Genomic DNA, 13,918 nt, shown 5'->3' with positions numbered 1-13,918 from the left:
GTCAGCGCTTGGTACCGTCGATCCGGCCGGCCACCGCCCCGATCCGGTCGCGCGTTTCGGCGGCGAGGTCTGCGACGAGGTCGGCCGCCGACCGGACGTCGTCTACCCCGCCGACGCTCTGACCGGCGTACAGCGCCATCGCCTCGATGTCGCCCTCGACGTCGGGCGTCGCGAGCGCTTCGTCGTAGCGTTCGATCGGCTCGCCGTCGCCGGTGCGGGCGACCACGTCGTCTTCGCCGGGCCGTTCGCCGGCGGGCGGCCGACCGGCGTCGTCCCAGCGCTCGAGCGTCTCGTTCTCGAGCACGCGGTGGGGCGTGCCCGGCCAGCCCTTGTCGAACAGCGTGGTGTGACGGGTGTCGGTCTCGTCGCTCTCCCGCAACCGCCGCCGATACTCGTCGTGGACGGTCGCTTCCTCGGTCGCGACGAACCGGGTGCCGAGCCACGCGCCGTCGGCGCCCAGCGCGAGCGCCGCCGCGACGCCCCGGCCGTCGGCGATCCCGCCCGCGGCGACGATCGGGACCGCGTCGCCGACCGCGTCCGCGACCCGCGGAACCAGCGCCGTCGTCGCGGTTTCACTCTGAACGTGGCCCCCCGCCTCGAGCCCCTGCGTCACGACGACGTCGATTCCGGCGTCGACGGCCTCGCGCGCGGCGGCCGCGCTGCCCACGGTCTGCATCGCGATCGCTCCCGCGTCGTGGACCGAGTCGATGTACGGCGCAGCGTCGCCGAACGAGAAGGAGACGATCGGCGCGCCCGCCTCGAGGACCGTCGCGAGGTGCTCCTCGGTGTCGACGACGGTGGTCGCGTCGTCGAGCGCGAGGTTGACCGCGAACGGCCGCTCGGTTCGGTCGCGCGTTTCGCGGATCACCGAGCGGGTCTCCTCGAGGTCGCGCCACGTCACCGCGAGGTGGCCCAGGCCGCCCGCATTGGAGACGGCCGCCGCCAGTTCGGGGTTCGTCGCGCTGCCGATCGGCGCCTGCACGATCGGGTGCTCGATCTCGAGAGCGTCGCAGAGAGCGGTCTGAAGCGTCATCGGCCAGTAGTTCGTACCGATCGCCGATCAATTCCGGCGGTTCTATCGAACCTCGGGCCGGCGAGACGAGTCGTCAGAGGGCGGTGCGAACCGACGGAGTACAGGTACAGGGTAGTGCAGCGTGTCTCCGAACCGACGGACAGCGTGAGATCACCTGAATTCCGCCCGCGAGATTCCGTTACCACCGCGGCGGCCGCCGAACAGACGGGAGAGCCGACGGCCGACCGTCCCGAGCGCGAATCCGAGCACCCCGATCGGGACGCCCCACAGGACCGCGAGGTACAGGGCGGTTTGAACGGTCGCGACGGGGCCGACCGCCTCGAAGTGCAGTCCCGTCGCCCCGAAGAACCGGTGGAATTTGTTCGGCGAGAAGTGCTCGACCGTCGTTCCGTACCTCGCGAGACCGACACCGAAGATCGGCCCCATCGCGACCGCGATCGTCGGCCCCAGCCCCGAGTTTCGAGCGGCGACGGCCGCAGCGACCGCGACGAGCACGCCGATTCCGACGATCCCGATCGCTCGCGGAGCCGTTCCGGGCAGTATCCCGCCGAGCCACTGGCCGGGGCTGTGGGCACCGCCCACGACCCACCGTTCGATTCGACCGTAGCCGACCGTGGCGGCCACCAGTGGAGCGATCAGCGCTGCCGTTATCGGTGCGGACAGGACCGCCGTAACCGACGCGGGTCTCCGCCGTCCGACGGCCCCGCGCCGAATGCGCTCGAGGCCCGATCGAGACGCGACGAGACGTCGCACCGGCGCACACGTCACGACGAGTGCCGCGAAAACGTGTTTCAGTGCCGCGACGAGGTGTTCGAACGCGCTCTCTGCAGATGAGTTTTTCCGGGAGTCACTACCGGACGTCATGTTAGTATGCAAACATCAGTCGGCAGAAAAATCCTTCGCCGATCCGCCGAGACGAACTCCGCACCTACCGGCGCCGCTTTTCCTTCTGCAGCACCCGCACGTTCTCGATCCCCGTCTCGGGGTACTGCCCGTCCGCGTCCTTCTCGACGGCCTTGACCATGTCCCAGACGACGTTCAGCCCCGTCGTGACGCCCTCGAGGGCCTCCATTTCGCAGCCGGTCTTGCCGGTCGTCTCGACGGCGACCTCGAGTTCGACCCGGTCCGAGCCGAGTTCGAAGTCGGTGTCGACGTTCGTGATCGGGATCTGGTGGCACATCGGGATCGTCTCCCAGGTGTGTTTGACCGCCTGTACGGCGCCGACGCGGGCGGTCGCGAGCACGTCGCCCTTGCCGATCTCGTCGTCCCGGATGGCGTCGACGGTCGAGGGTTGCAGGCGGATCTCGCCGATCGCGACGGCGCGGCGCTCGCTGTCGGGTTTGTCCCCGACGTCGACCATCTGGACGTCGCCCTCGTCGGTGGTGTGGGTGAGATCCGTCGAGTCGGTATCGTCGGCATCGGCTCGCGGGTCGGGATTCGAGCCCTCGGCCGGCGTCGGATCGTCAGACATCGCCGTCACCTCCGTCCCACAGGACCGTCGGAATTTCCGCGAGCAGTTCCGAGGCGAGGAACCCGTGCTCGTCGCGCTCGGCGAGGCGCTCGCCGGCCAGCCCGTTGACGTGGGCGCCCGCGGCCGCAGCGTCGAGCGGCGCTGCGTGCTCGAGCAGGGCCGCGACGATGCCGGCGAGCGTGTCGCCGGTGCCGCCGACTTTCATGCCGACCGTCCCCGAGCGACTGATCCGGGTTCGCTCGCCGTCCGTGATCACGTCGGTCGCGCCCTTCGCAAGGACGACGTGGCCGAGGTCGGCCGCGAAGTCCTCGATCTCGTCCGCGACCGCGGCGAGGTCGTCGGCGTCGGGACCGCCCATCGCCGCGAGTTCGCCGCGGTTGGGCGTACAGACCAGCGTCGCCTCGGTCTCGACCTCGGGGACGACCCGCAGCGCGTCGGCGTCGACGACCGCCGTCCCGGTGTAGGACTCGAGGAACCGGCGGACGGCCTCGAGGGTCTCGTCGGCGGTACCGAGGCCGGGGCCGAGGACGACCGGCGTCTCGTAGCCCTCGACGCGCTCGAGGAGCGCCTCCGCCCGCTCGGGCGTGAGGACGTCCTCCTCGTAGGGCTGGACGATGAGGTCCTCGCTGTAGCCCTGGATTTCGCCGGCCACCGAGTCGGGCGCAGCGACGAAGGAGAGTTCGGCGCCGGCCCTGAGCGCGGCTTGGGCGGCCAGCGCCGGCGCGCCGGTGTAGGGCCCTCCGCCGATGACGTTGGGCCGGCCCTCGCGAGTGTCGGGTCGCGCGAGGTCGACGTCGCCGGGGCCGACGAACCGCTCCGCTGCGGCGGGGATGCCGATGTCGGCGACCGTGACCTCGGCGTCGAGTTCCTCGAGACCGGGCTTCGCGTCGTGGAAGGTGACGACTCGGTCGGCCTCGACGCCGTTGGCGGCGTGCTCGCCCGCGTCGGCGTCGAAGCCGGAGGGGACGTCGACCGAGACGACGGTCGCGTCGGCGGCGTTGATCGCCTCGGCGGCGGTCGCGGCCGGCTCCCGGAGGTCGCCGCTGATCCCAGTTCCGAGCATGGCGTCGACGACGACGTCGCAGTCCGGCCGGTCGAATTGGCTCGAGTCTTTCACCTCGCGGGTGTCGTAGTCGGCCCGCTGGAGCGCCTCCCAGTTCTCGCGGGCGATCTCGGTGCCGATGTTCTCGGCGCGGCCGAGCAGGAGGGTGGTGACGTCGTACGCATCGAGGAACCGGGCGGCGACGAACGCGTCCCCGCCGTTGTTCCCGCGGCCGGCGACGATCGCCACGCTCGCGCCCGGGTCGGCGACCTCGCGGACCGCGCGGGCGACGGCGTGTCCGCTCGACTCCATCAACTGCTTTCGCGGCACGCCCAGCGCCGCGGCGTTCTCGTCCACGGCGGCCATCCGCTCTCCCGTGATCATGTCTGAGGCTTCGACGGGCCGGCCGTTCAACGTTGCGGACCGTTCGAATACCGCCGACGTGTCTTCAGCCGACCAAACACCGTTAGGGTTCACACCCATACCCTTCGCGGCCCTATCGCCGGTGTGAACGTCTTCTGGCTCGACGAGGACCCGCGGCTCGCCGCTCGATACCACTGCGACCAGCACGTCAACAAGCTGCTCGTCGAGGCCGCGCAGGTGCTCTGTACGGCGGCCCGCGAGAACGGCTACGAGCGGGAGTTTCTCTACCGGCCGACCCACGTCGATCACCCCGTCACGAAGTGGGCGACCGAATCGCGGGCCAACTGGCTGCGCCTGCGCGACCACGCCGAGGCGCTCAACGCGGAGTTCGTCGAACGATACGAGAAAGATGACGATCACGCCAGTTGGCGAGTCATCCGACTCATCGAGCCCGACGAAATCGAGTTCCCGAGCGCGGAGCCGACGCCGCGCCCGCAGGCGATGCCCGACGAGTACAAGCGGCCCGGCGATCCCGTCGCCGCCTACCGCGCCTACTACGCCGGCGAGAAGGCCGAGTGGGCCGAGTGGAAGTACACCGACGAACCGCCGTGGCTCGAGGAGTATCGCGACCGCGTCGAGGCGTAAACTCGGTTGAAACGGGCCAGTAAAGCGCTATTACCCCCGAATAAGAGCGTATTACCCACTCGTTTTACGCCGCTTCACGGTTCGTCGAGGGCCGGGGACGGGCGCTGCGTGGGCAACGGCCTCAGTACCGAATCTCGAACCCGTCCTCGCCCTGCGGGTCCTCATATTCGACCGCGACATCCTCGACCTCGGCCGCGGGGCTCCCCTCGTGACAGAACTCGACCATCGACTCGACGGCCTCCTCGGGCCCCTCGAAGACCGCTTCGACTCGGCCGTCCTCGAGGTTCTTCACCCAGCCGTCGACGCCCTCCTCACGGGCCGTGTCGCGAGTCGTCGCGCGGTAGTAGACGCCCTGTACCGTGCCGGAGACGAAGACGTGTGCGCGGGTTCGGTCCGCCATACGCGAGGGGTCGTCCGCGACCGTCAAAAATCCCGTCCGTCGGTGCCGGCGCTGGCGGTCCCTAGCCTGTGACCCGCTCGAGTCGATCGCGGACCAGCGCGAGCGACAGCGAAAGGTAGCTCGAGCCCCTACGCAGTGGCAGTGACCGTACGCCACCGGGACGGGATCCACTTCGACTGCGGCCCGGCGGGCCGGATCGTCGCCGACGCCCGCAGCGCCGCCGGCGACGTGAACGTCGTCAGCCACGCCCACGCCGATCACACGTTCCGCTCGTCGCCCGAGACGGTCGTCTGCTCGGCCGAGACCGCGGCCATCGCGGCGGCCCGCTCGGGAACCGAGTTCGAGTTCGTCGAGCGCGCGGCGAACGTCGAACTCATCCCCGCCGGCCACGTCGTCGGCTCGAGGGCCGCGCTCATCGACGCCGACGAAGACGGAGGCCGGCGGCGCTACTGCTACACCGGCGACTTCTCGACCCGTGATCGGTGTTACCTCGAGGGCTTTGACCCCGCCGCGGTCGACGCGGACGTGCTGGTGATGGAGACGACCTACGGCAGCCCCGAGTACCGGTTTCCGCCGCAGGACGAACTCGAGGCCCAAATTGCGGACTGGCTGCGGGACAACGCCGATCGCCCGCGCTTTCTGTTCGGCTACTCGCTGGGCCGGGCGCAGAAGCTCCAGTGGCTCGCCCGGGAGGCGCTCGAGGGCAACGGCGACGACCGCGATATCCTCGTCTCGGACTCGATCCACGCGGTCAACGGGGCCATCGCGGCGGCGACCGACGGCGACCTCGAGTTCCCCGGCCAGCCGTACGACTCGCTTCGCGGCCTCGAGGACGAGATCGTCGTCCTCCCGTCGAACCAGGCGCGGGCCGACTGGGTCGAGATGGCCGTCGACCGCGAGGGCGGGCTGAAGGCCGGCTTCTCCGGCTGGGCGGTCGACGACTCCTTCCTGTACCGGGGCAACTACGACGTCACCTTTCCGCTGACCGACCACTGCGACTTCGACGAACTCGTGGCGACGGTCCAAGCGATCGACCCCGACGTCGTCTACACCCACCACGGCTTCGACGAATCGTTCGCAGATACGCTCGCGACCGAGTACGGCTACCGGGCGCAGCCGCTGAAACGCGACCAGCGAACGCTCGCGGAGTTCTGCTAGCCATGGGCATCATCGACCGCTTCGAGGAGGAGTACGTCGACGTCTCGAGCAGCCGTGCGTCACTGCGTGACCTGCTCGAGATTTTCGTCGGCTCGATCCTGTTCGTCGTCGGCGCGAGCGGTTTTACCTTCTATCTGCTCGGGCGGACGGCTGCCCTCGCGCTCGCGGGCGTGCTCGTCGCCGTCTTCGCCGTGACGATCGTCTCGCAGGCGTACTGGGCGCTAACCGGACGAGCGGATTACGACGAGGGCGAGCGCGACAAGGGCGCTCGCTGAGTCGGCGGTCGGCGCTCGCTCGAGCAGAGTGACTGCCGGTCAGGAATCGACTTCGTAGCGTCGAGCGCCGCGGACCATTCGAACGGCGAGCGCGAGGACGCCGCCCGTGAACGCGAGCCAGGCGAGATCCGCGCCGTGGCCGCCGACCGGCTCGGCGTACTCGGCGAGCGCGACGACCAGCAGGAGGGCGGCGACGTAGAGGGCGTTCGTCCCGACGAAATCCGCCAGTCCGTCCGCGTCGGCCACCTGATCGGGATCGTAGCCGGCGATTAGCTCGACCCGCCCGAAGTACTTGATCAGCACGCCGAGCAGGCCGACGAAGCCGCCGGTCGCGGCGAGGACGATCGGTGCCTCGAGGCTCATAGGGAGCTAGTGGCAGCGAACTCACAAAACGGTTCTCACGATTCAACGGCGGCGAAACGCACCGCTGGGACTCTCGAGGGTAGGGCAGGAGGGTGGCGTTCGGGCGCTACTCGCCGGTCCGGAGGTGGTGGAAGATGTACGTCTGCGCGTAGCCGGCGTACTCTCCGCCGAGTCGGTCGCGGATCGCCCGAGAGGTCGCCGCGTAGGAACCGCGATCGCAGTCCGGATAGTGGTCCTCGATCGCCGACTTGATCCACGTGTCCAGCGGCACGGCCTCGTCGAACCCCAGCGAAAAGAGGAGCACGCAGTCGGCGACCTTGTCCCCGACGCCGACGAACTGACACAGGTAGTCGCGCGCGGCCTCGTACTCGAGCTCGCGCGCCTCGGCCGGATGGGCTTCGCCGTCGGCGACCATCTCGGCGGTGCGGACGACGTAGGGCGCACGATACCCGAGTCCCAGTTCGCGGAGTTCGGCCTCCGTCGCGGCCGCGAGCTGCTCGGGCGTCGGAAACGCGTGGTAGGTCTCCCCGTCGAACTCGATCGGGTCGCCGTACTCGCGGGCCAGCGTCGAGACCATCCCGTGGATGCGGCTCACCCGCATCTGGGCCGAGCAGATAAACGAGATCAGACAGCCGAAGGGCGGATCCGCCACGAGGCGCATCCCGCGGTGGGCCTCGTAGGCCTCCCGCAGCAGCGGATCGTTCGGCGCGGCGTCGACGATCGCCTCGAGGTCGTCGTCGAGGCGCAGCAGGCGGCGCACGGTCGGTTCGGCGTCGGTCGTCGACCGCCATTCGAGGCGGCCGTCGACGGTGCGGACGCGGATCACCTCGCCGTCGACGACGGTGGCGTACCACGCTCCCGGCGCGGGTTCGGTGCGGTACATCTCGCCGTCTTCGCGGCGCCAGAGGTAGGTCTGGCCGCTCTCGAGGGTGCGGTACAGATCGAGGCCGCCGACGAGGTCCGCGAGCGGGATCGTGCCCGTTTCCATTCGTGCGAGCCTTCGGGGGCGACGGCTTGGGCCTTTCGAACCGGGCCGACGTCGATCGAACTGATTTCGGGACATTCTCGAGGGCTGCAGTCGCTTTCAACCGCCCCTGGTACCGGCTCAATCCCCCATGGTCCCGCGGGCAGTGACCGATTTCCTTGGCTCGAGAGGCGAACCTTGATACTGTAGGCGATACAATGTCTAGGTATGAACTGCAGGGTTGTCGTCGAAGCTGCAGTGCCGGTGTTCGACGTTGAGACGGAAGACGAGGCGATCCGCATCGCCATCTCGAAGACGGGAGAGATGTTGAACCCTGACTTGAACTACGTCGAGATAAACATGGGCGAGCGCACCTCCCCGTCCGGGGAGGAACTGCCGCCCGCGTTCATCGCGGCGGACGAGGCCCTCGTCGCCCTCGAGTTGGAGATGACCGTCTTCAACGTCGAGCGCGAGGAACACGCCTCGCGCATCGCGCGCAAGGAGATCGGCCAACGGCTCGAGAACATTCCGCTCGAGGTGAAGGAAGTCGAAGTGCTGGAGGAGGAAGACCTCGACGAGGAGACCGAGGGCGACGCGGAACCCGGCGCCGGCGAACTAGACGACCTCGAACTCGAGTCGGACACCGACGGCGGCTCGACCGAAGGCGAAGACGAGGACGAGACCGACGACGAAAACGAAGACGACGAAGTGCTGCCCGAGTTCGAAGACCTGGTCGAATAATCGGCGTTTACTGGCGGGTTCGGTTCCGGTAGTCCGTTTTTTTATCCGCGTATCACCGAGAGAGAGAACGGTCTCGCCAGTCAGTAGTAGTTGAGATCGACCGGAGGATATTCCGAAGGTTCAGTCCGCAGTAGCGGCGACTGCTTCCTGTTCGTCGTCACGCATGTTCGCCGTGATGCCGCCGGCGAGCGCAAAAACAGCAGCTTTGTGATCGGTCTTCGATTTGTGGATCGATGTCGGCCGAATGCCGAGCGATTCGTACTCCTCGAGGTCGATCTCGCAGTTGTCCCACTCTGCACACTGGTTCGATACCTCCGCGAGAAGACCGTGAAGGTGGATGAGCTCCTGCTTCTTCATAACCATGCTGTCCTATCCACTGCAGGGTTATATTATTATCTTGAGTCGCGTTACCATGCGACCTATACAGGGTTTTCTGACCGTACCGATCGCTAACTGTTCGAAGACAGACGCTAGTCGATCGAAATTCGGGTCAGCCGTCGCCTGACTCGGTCGAACGGTCCGCCAAATTGACCGTTGCACCGACACGTCGACGATCGGCTGTCGGAACGCTCCGTAATATCGAACTACCGATCGAGACAGCTCCGTCGTTCGATCTTAGGAAGCAATTACTGCCGCTCGAGCGGGCGATGCGGAAAAGAGGGGGGCTATCCGAGCTGCTTCAGCGTCTGGAGATCGCGGTCGGTCCGCATGAACTCGGCCGTCCGCCGCGAGGCGTGACAGTTCGGGCAGTGAAACATGTCCGCCGACTCGGGGAGTTCGCCGGGCGCGACCTGCCAGTCTTTCGCACATTCTGGACATAATAGTTGCACGGTCGTTTCGTCCATGTTACTCGATTGCACACCAAGCGTCAAAAGCTTTGTCGCGTCACACGCCGACACGTCGAAAAAATACAACCCGTCGTTACCCGCCCGATGACGGCCGTTGAAGCCGGTTTAGGCCGGCGCCGCCGTGTCCGAGGCCTCGAGCAGTTCCTTGTACCGGTTGCGGATGGTCACTTCGGAGATGCTCGCGACTTCGCTGACCTCGTTCTGGGTGACCTTCTCGTTGGTCAGCAGCGCCGCGGCGTAGACGCCGGCGGCCGCGAGGCCGACCGGCGACTTGCCGCTGTGGACGCCCTCCTTGCGGGCCGACTCGAGCAGTTCGCGGGCCATCCGCTCGGTCTCGTCGGAGAGGTCGAGGTCGCTGACGAACCGCGGCACGTAGCTCTCGGGGTCGGCGGGCTGGACCTCGAGGCCGAGCTCCCGGATGATGTACCGGTACGTGCGGGTCAGTTCCATCTTGTCGACGCGGCTGACCGCCGAGATTTCGTCGAGGCTACGCGGAGTGCCGGCCTGGCGGGCGGCGGCGTACAGCGAGGCCGTCGCGACGCCCTCGATCGAACGGCCGGGCAGCAGATCCTCCTCGAGGGCGCGGCGGTAGATCACGCTGGCGGTTTCGCGGACGTTCTCGGGGAGGCCGAGCGCGGAGGCCATCCGGTCGATCTCGCCCAGCGCCTGCTTGAGGTTGCGCTCCTTGGAGTCGCGGGTGCGGAACCGCTCGTTCCAGGTGCGCAGGCGCTGCATCTTCTGGCGCTGGCGGCTCGAGAGGGCCTTGCCGTAGGCGTCTTTGTCCTGCCAGCCGATGTTGGTCGAGAGCCCCTGGTCGTGCATCATGTTGGTCGTGGGGGCGCCGACGCGGGACTTCTCGTCCTTCTCGGCGGCGTCGAACGCGCGCCACTCGGGCCCGCGGTCGATCTCGTCCTCCTCGACGACGAGCCCGCAGTCCTCACAGACCGTCTCGGCGTGCTCGGCGTCCGACACGAGTCGGCCGCCACACTCCGGGCACTGCTCTTGCTCATCCGACCGCGTTACTGTCTCTTCCTCCTCGTCCTCTTGCTCGCGCGTGTAGGTTCGAATGTTTGAATCGGACATGGTGTATGGGGTTGGTTACTCGGGGCTCCCGGGTGGGGAAACCAGAAGAAACCCGGTCGCCTCGGCTAACGTATAGTAAGACCGTAGCGCATATAAAGGTTTTGCCTTGCTTATAAACTAATCGGCCCTGTCCAATATATATGTTCTGGTTATATGGTGGTTGATCGTGTCCATCATCGGTTCGTAGGTGCGCCGGACTGGTAGTGATTGCCCGTTCGTCTGCAAGCGGGGTCGACGGGTCGCAAGCGCGACCGAAACCTCCGAAGAGCCGAACGCTTATCGATCTAGTCGGTCAACGGTTCGGCGATGACCGTCCGATTCGGCCCGGTAACCGTCGACTGGTTCGGCCTCGCGACCGTCCGCCTCGAGGGGGAGACCGGTGCCGTCGTCTATTTCGATCCCGGACCCGAGCGGTACGGCATCCTCGAGGGGCAAGAGCTCCGAGATGGTGACCTCGTTCTCATCTCTCACGGCGACCACTACGACCCGGCGTCGATCCGGCGGGTGGCCCGCGAGGACGCGATGGTCCTCGTCCACGAGTCGATCGACGCCGACGCGATCGAGGGAGTCGACGATCGACCCGAGACGCTCCCCTACGACGTCGAGCGCGTCGGCGACGACGAGTCGTTCGTCCTCGGGCCGCTCGATCTGTTCACGACCCCGGCGTACAACGATCCGGCGGGACCGCACACCGACGACGACGGACGGCCGTACCACCCGGAGGGCGAGGGCTGCGGCTTCGGCGTCACGATCGACGGCGTCACCGCCTACTGGCCCGGCGACACCGACGTCCACTCGTTCCACGAACGGCTGGACGTCGACCTCCTCCTGCCGCCGATCGGCGGCACGTTCACGATGGACCGGAGCGAGGCCGCCGCGGTAGCCGAGGCGATCGCCCCAGACCTCGTGCTGCCGATTCACTACGGCGCGTTCGAGGCGATCGAAACCGACGCGGACGCGTTCGTCGTCGACGTTGCAAATCGGGGCGTGCCCGTCGTGCTCGACGGCGCCGTCGAGCGTGAGTGAACCCCTCGAGACCCGTCCGTGCGGCTGTATTTCCGGTCTGTCAACCGGTCCCAAGAGTTAGTGCCGCGCCCCGCGACTAGTCGCGTATGGCCGACGACCGCCAGGGACGGTCCGAGACGCGGTACTGCTCGCACTGCGGGCACTCCCTCGAGCCGTCGATGAACTACTGTCCGAACTGCGGGACCGCGATCGAGCGCCGTGAGCGCTCGGACGCGAGCCGGCGAGGCGCTCGATCGACCGACGGCCCCGCAAGCGTAGGTCAGGACGTCGACCGGCCGGCCCGCAAGCGGCTCGAGGCGCGGATCGCGCGGGCGTCCCGAGACGGCTGGCAACTCGAGCGCGATTTCGGCGACCACGCGGTGATGGTCCGGCGCACGTTCGGCGACGTCGACGAGCACCTCGTCGTCGCCCTGCTGACGGTCTGGTGGACGATGGGTCTCGGAAACGTGCTCTACGGCGCCTACCGGTACGTCGAGGACGCCGAACGGACGGTCCTGTGGCCCGACCCGCTCGAGAAATCCGATCGCGAGGAGTCGAGGTCCAGTTCCCACCTGCTCGAACGAGTGACCGCCGCGGTCTGCTTGATCGCGGGGGCGATCCTCGCAGCGATCGGACTGCAGCTATCGGCGGCGCCCGTACTCGGCCTCTCGTTTCTCGCGCTCGCGGTCGGCTTCGTCGCCGTAGGCGTCGGCGCCCTCCCGTCAGTCCGCAGCCGCCTCGAGCGGCGCCGCTCGGTGACGACGAACGGCCGCATCCGATCGGTCGAGGAACGATCCGTCGTCGCGCACGACCGCCCCTGCTCGGCGTGCGCCGAGCCGGTCGGGCGCGGCCTCGAGCGGACCTACCGCTCGGAGTTCTGCCTGTTCGGCGTCCCGCTGACGGGATCGGCAGGCCGGAACTACTACTGCCAACGGTGTGCGAACGCCGAATTCTCGTCCGCTGGCACCGAGGCGGGCCGCACCGGACGGGAGACCGTCGACGGGGCCTCGGCCGCGAGGAGTGATCCCTCGAGAGCGGGGACGGGGCGGAAGTCGGACCTCGAGAGCGGAACCGGGCCGGAGCCGGAACCGGAGCACCTCGACTGATCCGACTACCAGATCTGCTTCCCCACAGCCGAATCGATTCACGTGCTACGGCCGTGGTCTCGGCGCTGTTGCTACGCCCGTGCTCACAGGCAAGTTTAATACCGTGAAGGGGTAGGAACGCCGATGACGTGTGACGCCTGCGGCGGGACGATCAGCGGCGAACGATTATACAGAGCAACCGAAAGCGACACCAGCGGTCTCGGCGTCTATCATCCGGACTGCATCGCGAGCGGCAGGTAGGAACAGTCCGTCCGGTGGATCGACCCTCGAGTGCGGGTCCTAGATCAGTTTTCTGACGGTGAACGGTATCTCGAACGGCGTCTCGGCCGTTACAGGACGCCCATCTCGCTGAGACGTTCGGGCAGATACGTCTCCGTCACGAAGTCCAACCCGTGGGAGGCCAGCGACTGCTGTTCGGACTTCTTCTCGATCTCGAGTTGCAGTTCGATCTGTTCCTCCCAGTAGTCGGTCTGGAAGCGCGGGTCCTCGAGTTCGCTCTCCAAGGCGTTGATGTCCGAGTCGCTGAGCGGGTCGGTCGGCAGTTCGTACTCGACGATGTCGGCGGGCTGAATGCCGATGAACTTCGCCTCGGGCGTCGCCAGATACTCGGAGAGGTGGGCCGACTTGATCGACCCGTAGGCGACGGAGCCGTAGATGCGGTACGACCACGGGTCGCCGTCCGTAAAGACGGTGACCGGGAGGTCGAGTTCGTCGTGGAGCCGCTTCGTAATGCGGCGGGTCGCCCGGGCGGGTTGGCCCTTGAGGTGGACGATCAGGGCGTTGTACTCCTCGTCGAAGCCGTTCTCGACGAGGCGGTCGCGCATACCGCCGGTCTCGACCGCGAGGATGAAGTCGGCGTCGCAGTCCAGAAACTCGATCGTGTCCGGATTGTTCGGGATCTGGTAGCCGCCCTCGCCGACGTCCTTCTGGCAGTGGATCTCGCGCTCGCCACGGCGGGTCTGCTCGCGCAGGTGCAGCGGGCCCATGATCGTCGCGCCCGACTCCTCGGGGCGCATGTGGAAGTCCTCGCGGGTGACCCCCGAGACGATCTCGAGGTCCTCCACCAGGCTGTTCGACTCGTCCTGACTGCTGAACTGGGCCTCCTCGTTGTCCCAGCTCTCGGAGAGGTAGTAGAGTTCACGCAGGGTCGACGAGCGGTCCTCCTCGAGCTGTTCGGCGAGGAATTCGATGGTGTAGACGGCCTTCAGGAGCTTTCGCGCGCCGCGGACGGAGTTCGCCGAGCGGGTCGACTCCCGGTCGCCGTAGACCCAGACCTCCTCGTCCTCGTCGTACTCGATGTTGTTCTTCGTCCGCGTCGGCACGGACATGTGGGGGATCTCGCCCAGTTCGAACTGGTCGTAGAACTGCGCCGCGAGATCGATCAACTGCTCTCGTGCTTGCTGGTCGTCGTCTGCACTCAT

At 67.4% G+C, this 13,918-nt stretch carries 17 protein-coding genes; 6 read left to right on the top strand and 11 right to left on the bottom strand.

The genetic code is table 11. The features are described from left to right. Position 1: 1 nt before the first annotated feature. From ACYQ26_RS11360 to ACYQ26_RS11345, 4 genes are all read right to left on the bottom strand, one after another. Complete coding sequence (locus tag ACYQ26_RS11360) at positions 2-1,033, bottom strand: NAD(P)H-dependent flavin oxidoreductase (protein WP_459809007.1); 1,032 nt, start codon at positions 1,031-1,033, stop codon at positions 2-4. A gap of 150 nt (positions 1,034-1,183) precedes the next feature. Further along, positions 1,184-1,897, bottom strand: coding sequence for a DUF8071 domain-containing protein (locus ACYQ26_RS11355; protein WP_487247248.1), 714 nt, complete (start codon positions 1,895-1,897; stop codon positions 1,184-1,186). A 64-nt stretch (positions 1,898-1,961) separates the two neighbouring features. Beyond that, complete coding sequence (gene moaC / locus ACYQ26_RS11350) at positions 1,962-2,504, bottom strand: cyclic pyranopterin monophosphate synthase MoaC (protein WP_459809005.1); 543 nt, start codon at positions 2,502-2,504, stop codon at positions 1,962-1,964. Beyond that, positions 2,497-3,930, bottom strand: coding sequence for an NAD(P)H-hydrate epimerase (locus ACYQ26_RS11345; RefSeq protein WP_459809004.1), 1,434 nt, complete (start codon positions 3,928-3,930; stop codon positions 2,497-2,499). Before ACYQ26_RS11345 ends, moaC begins: the two co-directional genes overlap by 8 nt. Positions 3,931-4,053: 123 nt before the next feature. Between ACYQ26_RS11345 and ACYQ26_RS11340 the strand changes: the two genes are divergently transcribed. Further along, positions 4,054-4,554, top strand: coding sequence for a hypothetical protein (locus ACYQ26_RS11340; RefSeq protein WP_459809003.1), 501 nt, complete (start codon positions 4,054-4,056; stop codon positions 4,552-4,554). A gap of 121 nt (positions 4,555-4,675) precedes the next feature. Here ACYQ26_RS11340 and ACYQ26_RS11335 read toward each other — a convergent pair whose 3' ends face one another. Further along, complete coding sequence (locus tag ACYQ26_RS11335) at positions 4,676-4,954, bottom strand: acylphosphatase (protein ID WP_459809002.1); 279 nt, start codon at positions 4,952-4,954, stop codon at positions 4,676-4,678. A gap of 141 nt (positions 4,955-5,095) precedes the next feature. On the opposite strand from ACYQ26_RS11335, the gene ACYQ26_RS11330 reads away from it, so the two are divergent. Then, entirely contained in the window at positions 5,096-6,112 is a 1,017-nt protein-coding gene (locus ACYQ26_RS11330) for an mRNA cleavage and polyadenylation specificity factor-like protein (RefSeq protein ID WP_459809001.1), read from the top strand. Positions 6,113-6,114: 2 nt separating this feature from the next. Next, positions 6,115-6,387, top strand: a complete 273-nt coding sequence (locus tag ACYQ26_RS11325) for a hypothetical protein (protein ID WP_459809000.1) — start codon at positions 6,115-6,117, stop codon at positions 6,385-6,387. Between the two features lie 39 nt (positions 6,388-6,426). Here ACYQ26_RS11325 and ACYQ26_RS11320 read toward each other — a convergent pair whose 3' ends face one another. Beyond that, complete coding sequence (locus ACYQ26_RS11320; protein WP_459808999.1) at positions 6,427-6,750, bottom strand: DUF3784 domain-containing protein; 324 nt, start codon at positions 6,748-6,750, stop codon at positions 6,427-6,429. A gap of 106 nt (positions 6,751-6,856) precedes the next feature. After that, a complete protein-coding gene (locus ACYQ26_RS11315; protein WP_459808998.1) occupies positions 6,857-7,738 on the bottom strand; it encodes a DNA-3-methyladenine glycosylase family protein in 882 nt (293 codons plus the stop codon). 204 nt (positions 7,739-7,942) lie between these two features. Between ACYQ26_RS11315 and ACYQ26_RS11310 the strand changes: the two genes are divergently transcribed. Beyond that, complete coding sequence (locus tag ACYQ26_RS11310) at positions 7,943-8,455, top strand: DUF555 domain-containing protein (RefSeq protein WP_459808997.1); 513 nt, start codon at positions 7,943-7,945, stop codon at positions 8,453-8,455. A gap of 120 nt (positions 8,456-8,575) precedes the next feature. Here the strand turns inward: ACYQ26_RS11310 and ACYQ26_RS11305 are convergent, their stop codons facing one another. The 3 genes from ACYQ26_RS11305 to ACYQ26_RS11295 form a co-directional block, all read right to left on the bottom strand. Next, positions 8,576-8,812 (bottom strand): UPF0058 family protein, encoded by a 237-nt coding sequence (locus tag ACYQ26_RS11305; RefSeq protein ID WP_459810745.1) that lies wholly within the window; start codon positions 8,810-8,812, stop codon positions 8,576-8,578. A gap of 308 nt (positions 8,813-9,120) precedes the next feature. Beyond that, a complete protein-coding gene (locus ACYQ26_RS11300; protein WP_459808996.1) occupies positions 9,121-9,300 on the bottom strand; it encodes a DUF7836 family putative zinc-binding protein in 180 nt (59 codons plus the stop codon). A 108-nt stretch (positions 9,301-9,408) separates the two neighbouring features. Beyond that, positions 9,409-10,386, bottom strand: a complete 978-nt coding sequence (locus ACYQ26_RS11295) for a transcription initiation factor IIB (RefSeq protein ID WP_459808995.1) — start codon at positions 10,384-10,386, stop codon at positions 9,409-9,411. Between the two features lie 306 nt (positions 10,387-10,692). On the opposite strand from ACYQ26_RS11295, the gene ACYQ26_RS11290 reads away from it, so the two are divergent. Both ACYQ26_RS11290 and ACYQ26_RS11285 read left to right on the top strand, forming a co-directional pair. Next, complete coding sequence (locus ACYQ26_RS11290; RefSeq protein ID WP_459808994.1) at positions 10,693-11,412, top strand: MBL fold metallo-hydrolase; 720 nt, start codon at positions 10,693-10,695, stop codon at positions 11,410-11,412. Positions 11,413-11,498: 86 nt separating this feature from the next. Continuing rightward, positions 11,499-12,497 (top strand): DUF8108 domain-containing protein, encoded by a 999-nt coding sequence (locus ACYQ26_RS11285; RefSeq protein ID WP_459808993.1) that lies wholly within the window; start codon positions 11,499-11,501, stop codon positions 12,495-12,497. A gap of 329 nt (positions 12,498-12,826) precedes the next feature. Here the strand turns inward: ACYQ26_RS11285 and ACYQ26_RS11280 are convergent, their stop codons facing one another. After that, entirely contained in the window at positions 12,827-13,918 is a 1,092-nt protein-coding gene (locus ACYQ26_RS11280) for a DNA topoisomerase IV subunit A (protein WP_459808992.1), read from the bottom strand.

It is taken from the genome of Halopiger thermotolerans (genome assembly GCF_054654555.1).
This window is presented reverse-complemented; position numbering and strand designations above follow the sequence as displayed.

Coding starts and splice junctions, on each gene's coding strand:
- ACYQ26_RS11360 (WP_459809007.1), bottom strand. CDS start 1,033: ATGACGCTTCAGACCGCTCTCTGCGACGCTCTCGAGATCGAGCACCCG.
- ACYQ26_RS11355 (WP_487247248.1), bottom strand. CDS start 1,897: ATGACGTCCGGTAGTGACTCCCGGAAAAACTCATCTGCAGAGAGCGCG.
- moaC (WP_459809005.1), bottom strand. CDS start 2,504: ATGTCTGACGATCCGACGCCGGCCGAGGGCTCGAATCCCGACCCGCGA.
- ACYQ26_RS11345 (WP_459809004.1), bottom strand. CDS start 3,930: ATGATCACGGGAGAGCGGATGGCCGCCGTGGACGAGAACGCCGCGGCG.
- ACYQ26_RS11335 (WP_459809002.1), bottom strand. CDS start 4,954: ATGGCGGACCGAACCCGCGCACACGTCTTCGTCTCCGGCACGGTACAG.
- ACYQ26_RS11325 (WP_459809000.1), top strand. CDS start 6,115: ATGGGCATCATCGACCGCTTCGAGGAGGAGTACGTCGACGTCTCGAGC.
- ACYQ26_RS11320 (WP_459808999.1), bottom strand. CDS start 6,750: ATGAGCCTCGAGGCACCGATCGTCCTCGCCGCGACCGGCGGCTTCGTC.
- ACYQ26_RS11315 (WP_459808998.1), bottom strand. CDS start 7,738: ATGGAAACGGGCACGATCCCGCTCGCGGACCTCGTCGGCGGCCTCGAT.
- ACYQ26_RS11310 (WP_459808997.1), top strand. CDS start 7,943: ATGAACTGCAGGGTTGTCGTCGAAGCTGCAGTGCCGGTGTTCGACGTT.
- ACYQ26_RS11305 (WP_459810745.1), bottom strand. CDS start 8,812: ATGAAGAAGCAGGAGCTCATCCACCTTCACGGTCTTCTCGCGGAGGTA.
- ACYQ26_RS11300 (WP_459808996.1), bottom strand. CDS start 9,300: ATGGACGAAACGACCGTGCAACTATTATGTCCAGAATGTGCGAAAGAC.
- ACYQ26_RS11295 (WP_459808995.1), bottom strand. CDS start 10,386: ATGTCCGATTCAAACATTCGAACCTACACGCGCGAGCAAGAGGACGAG.
- ACYQ26_RS11290 (WP_459808994.1), top strand. CDS start 10,693: ATGACCGTCCGATTCGGCCCGGTAACCGTCGACTGGTTCGGCCTCGCG.
- ACYQ26_RS11285 (WP_459808993.1), top strand. CDS start 11,499: ATGGCCGACGACCGCCAGGGACGGTCCGAGACGCGGTACTGCTCGCAC.
- ACYQ26_RS11280 (WP_459808992.1), bottom strand. CDS start 13,918: ATGAGTGCAGACGACGACCAGCAAGCACGAGAGCAGTTGATCGATCTC.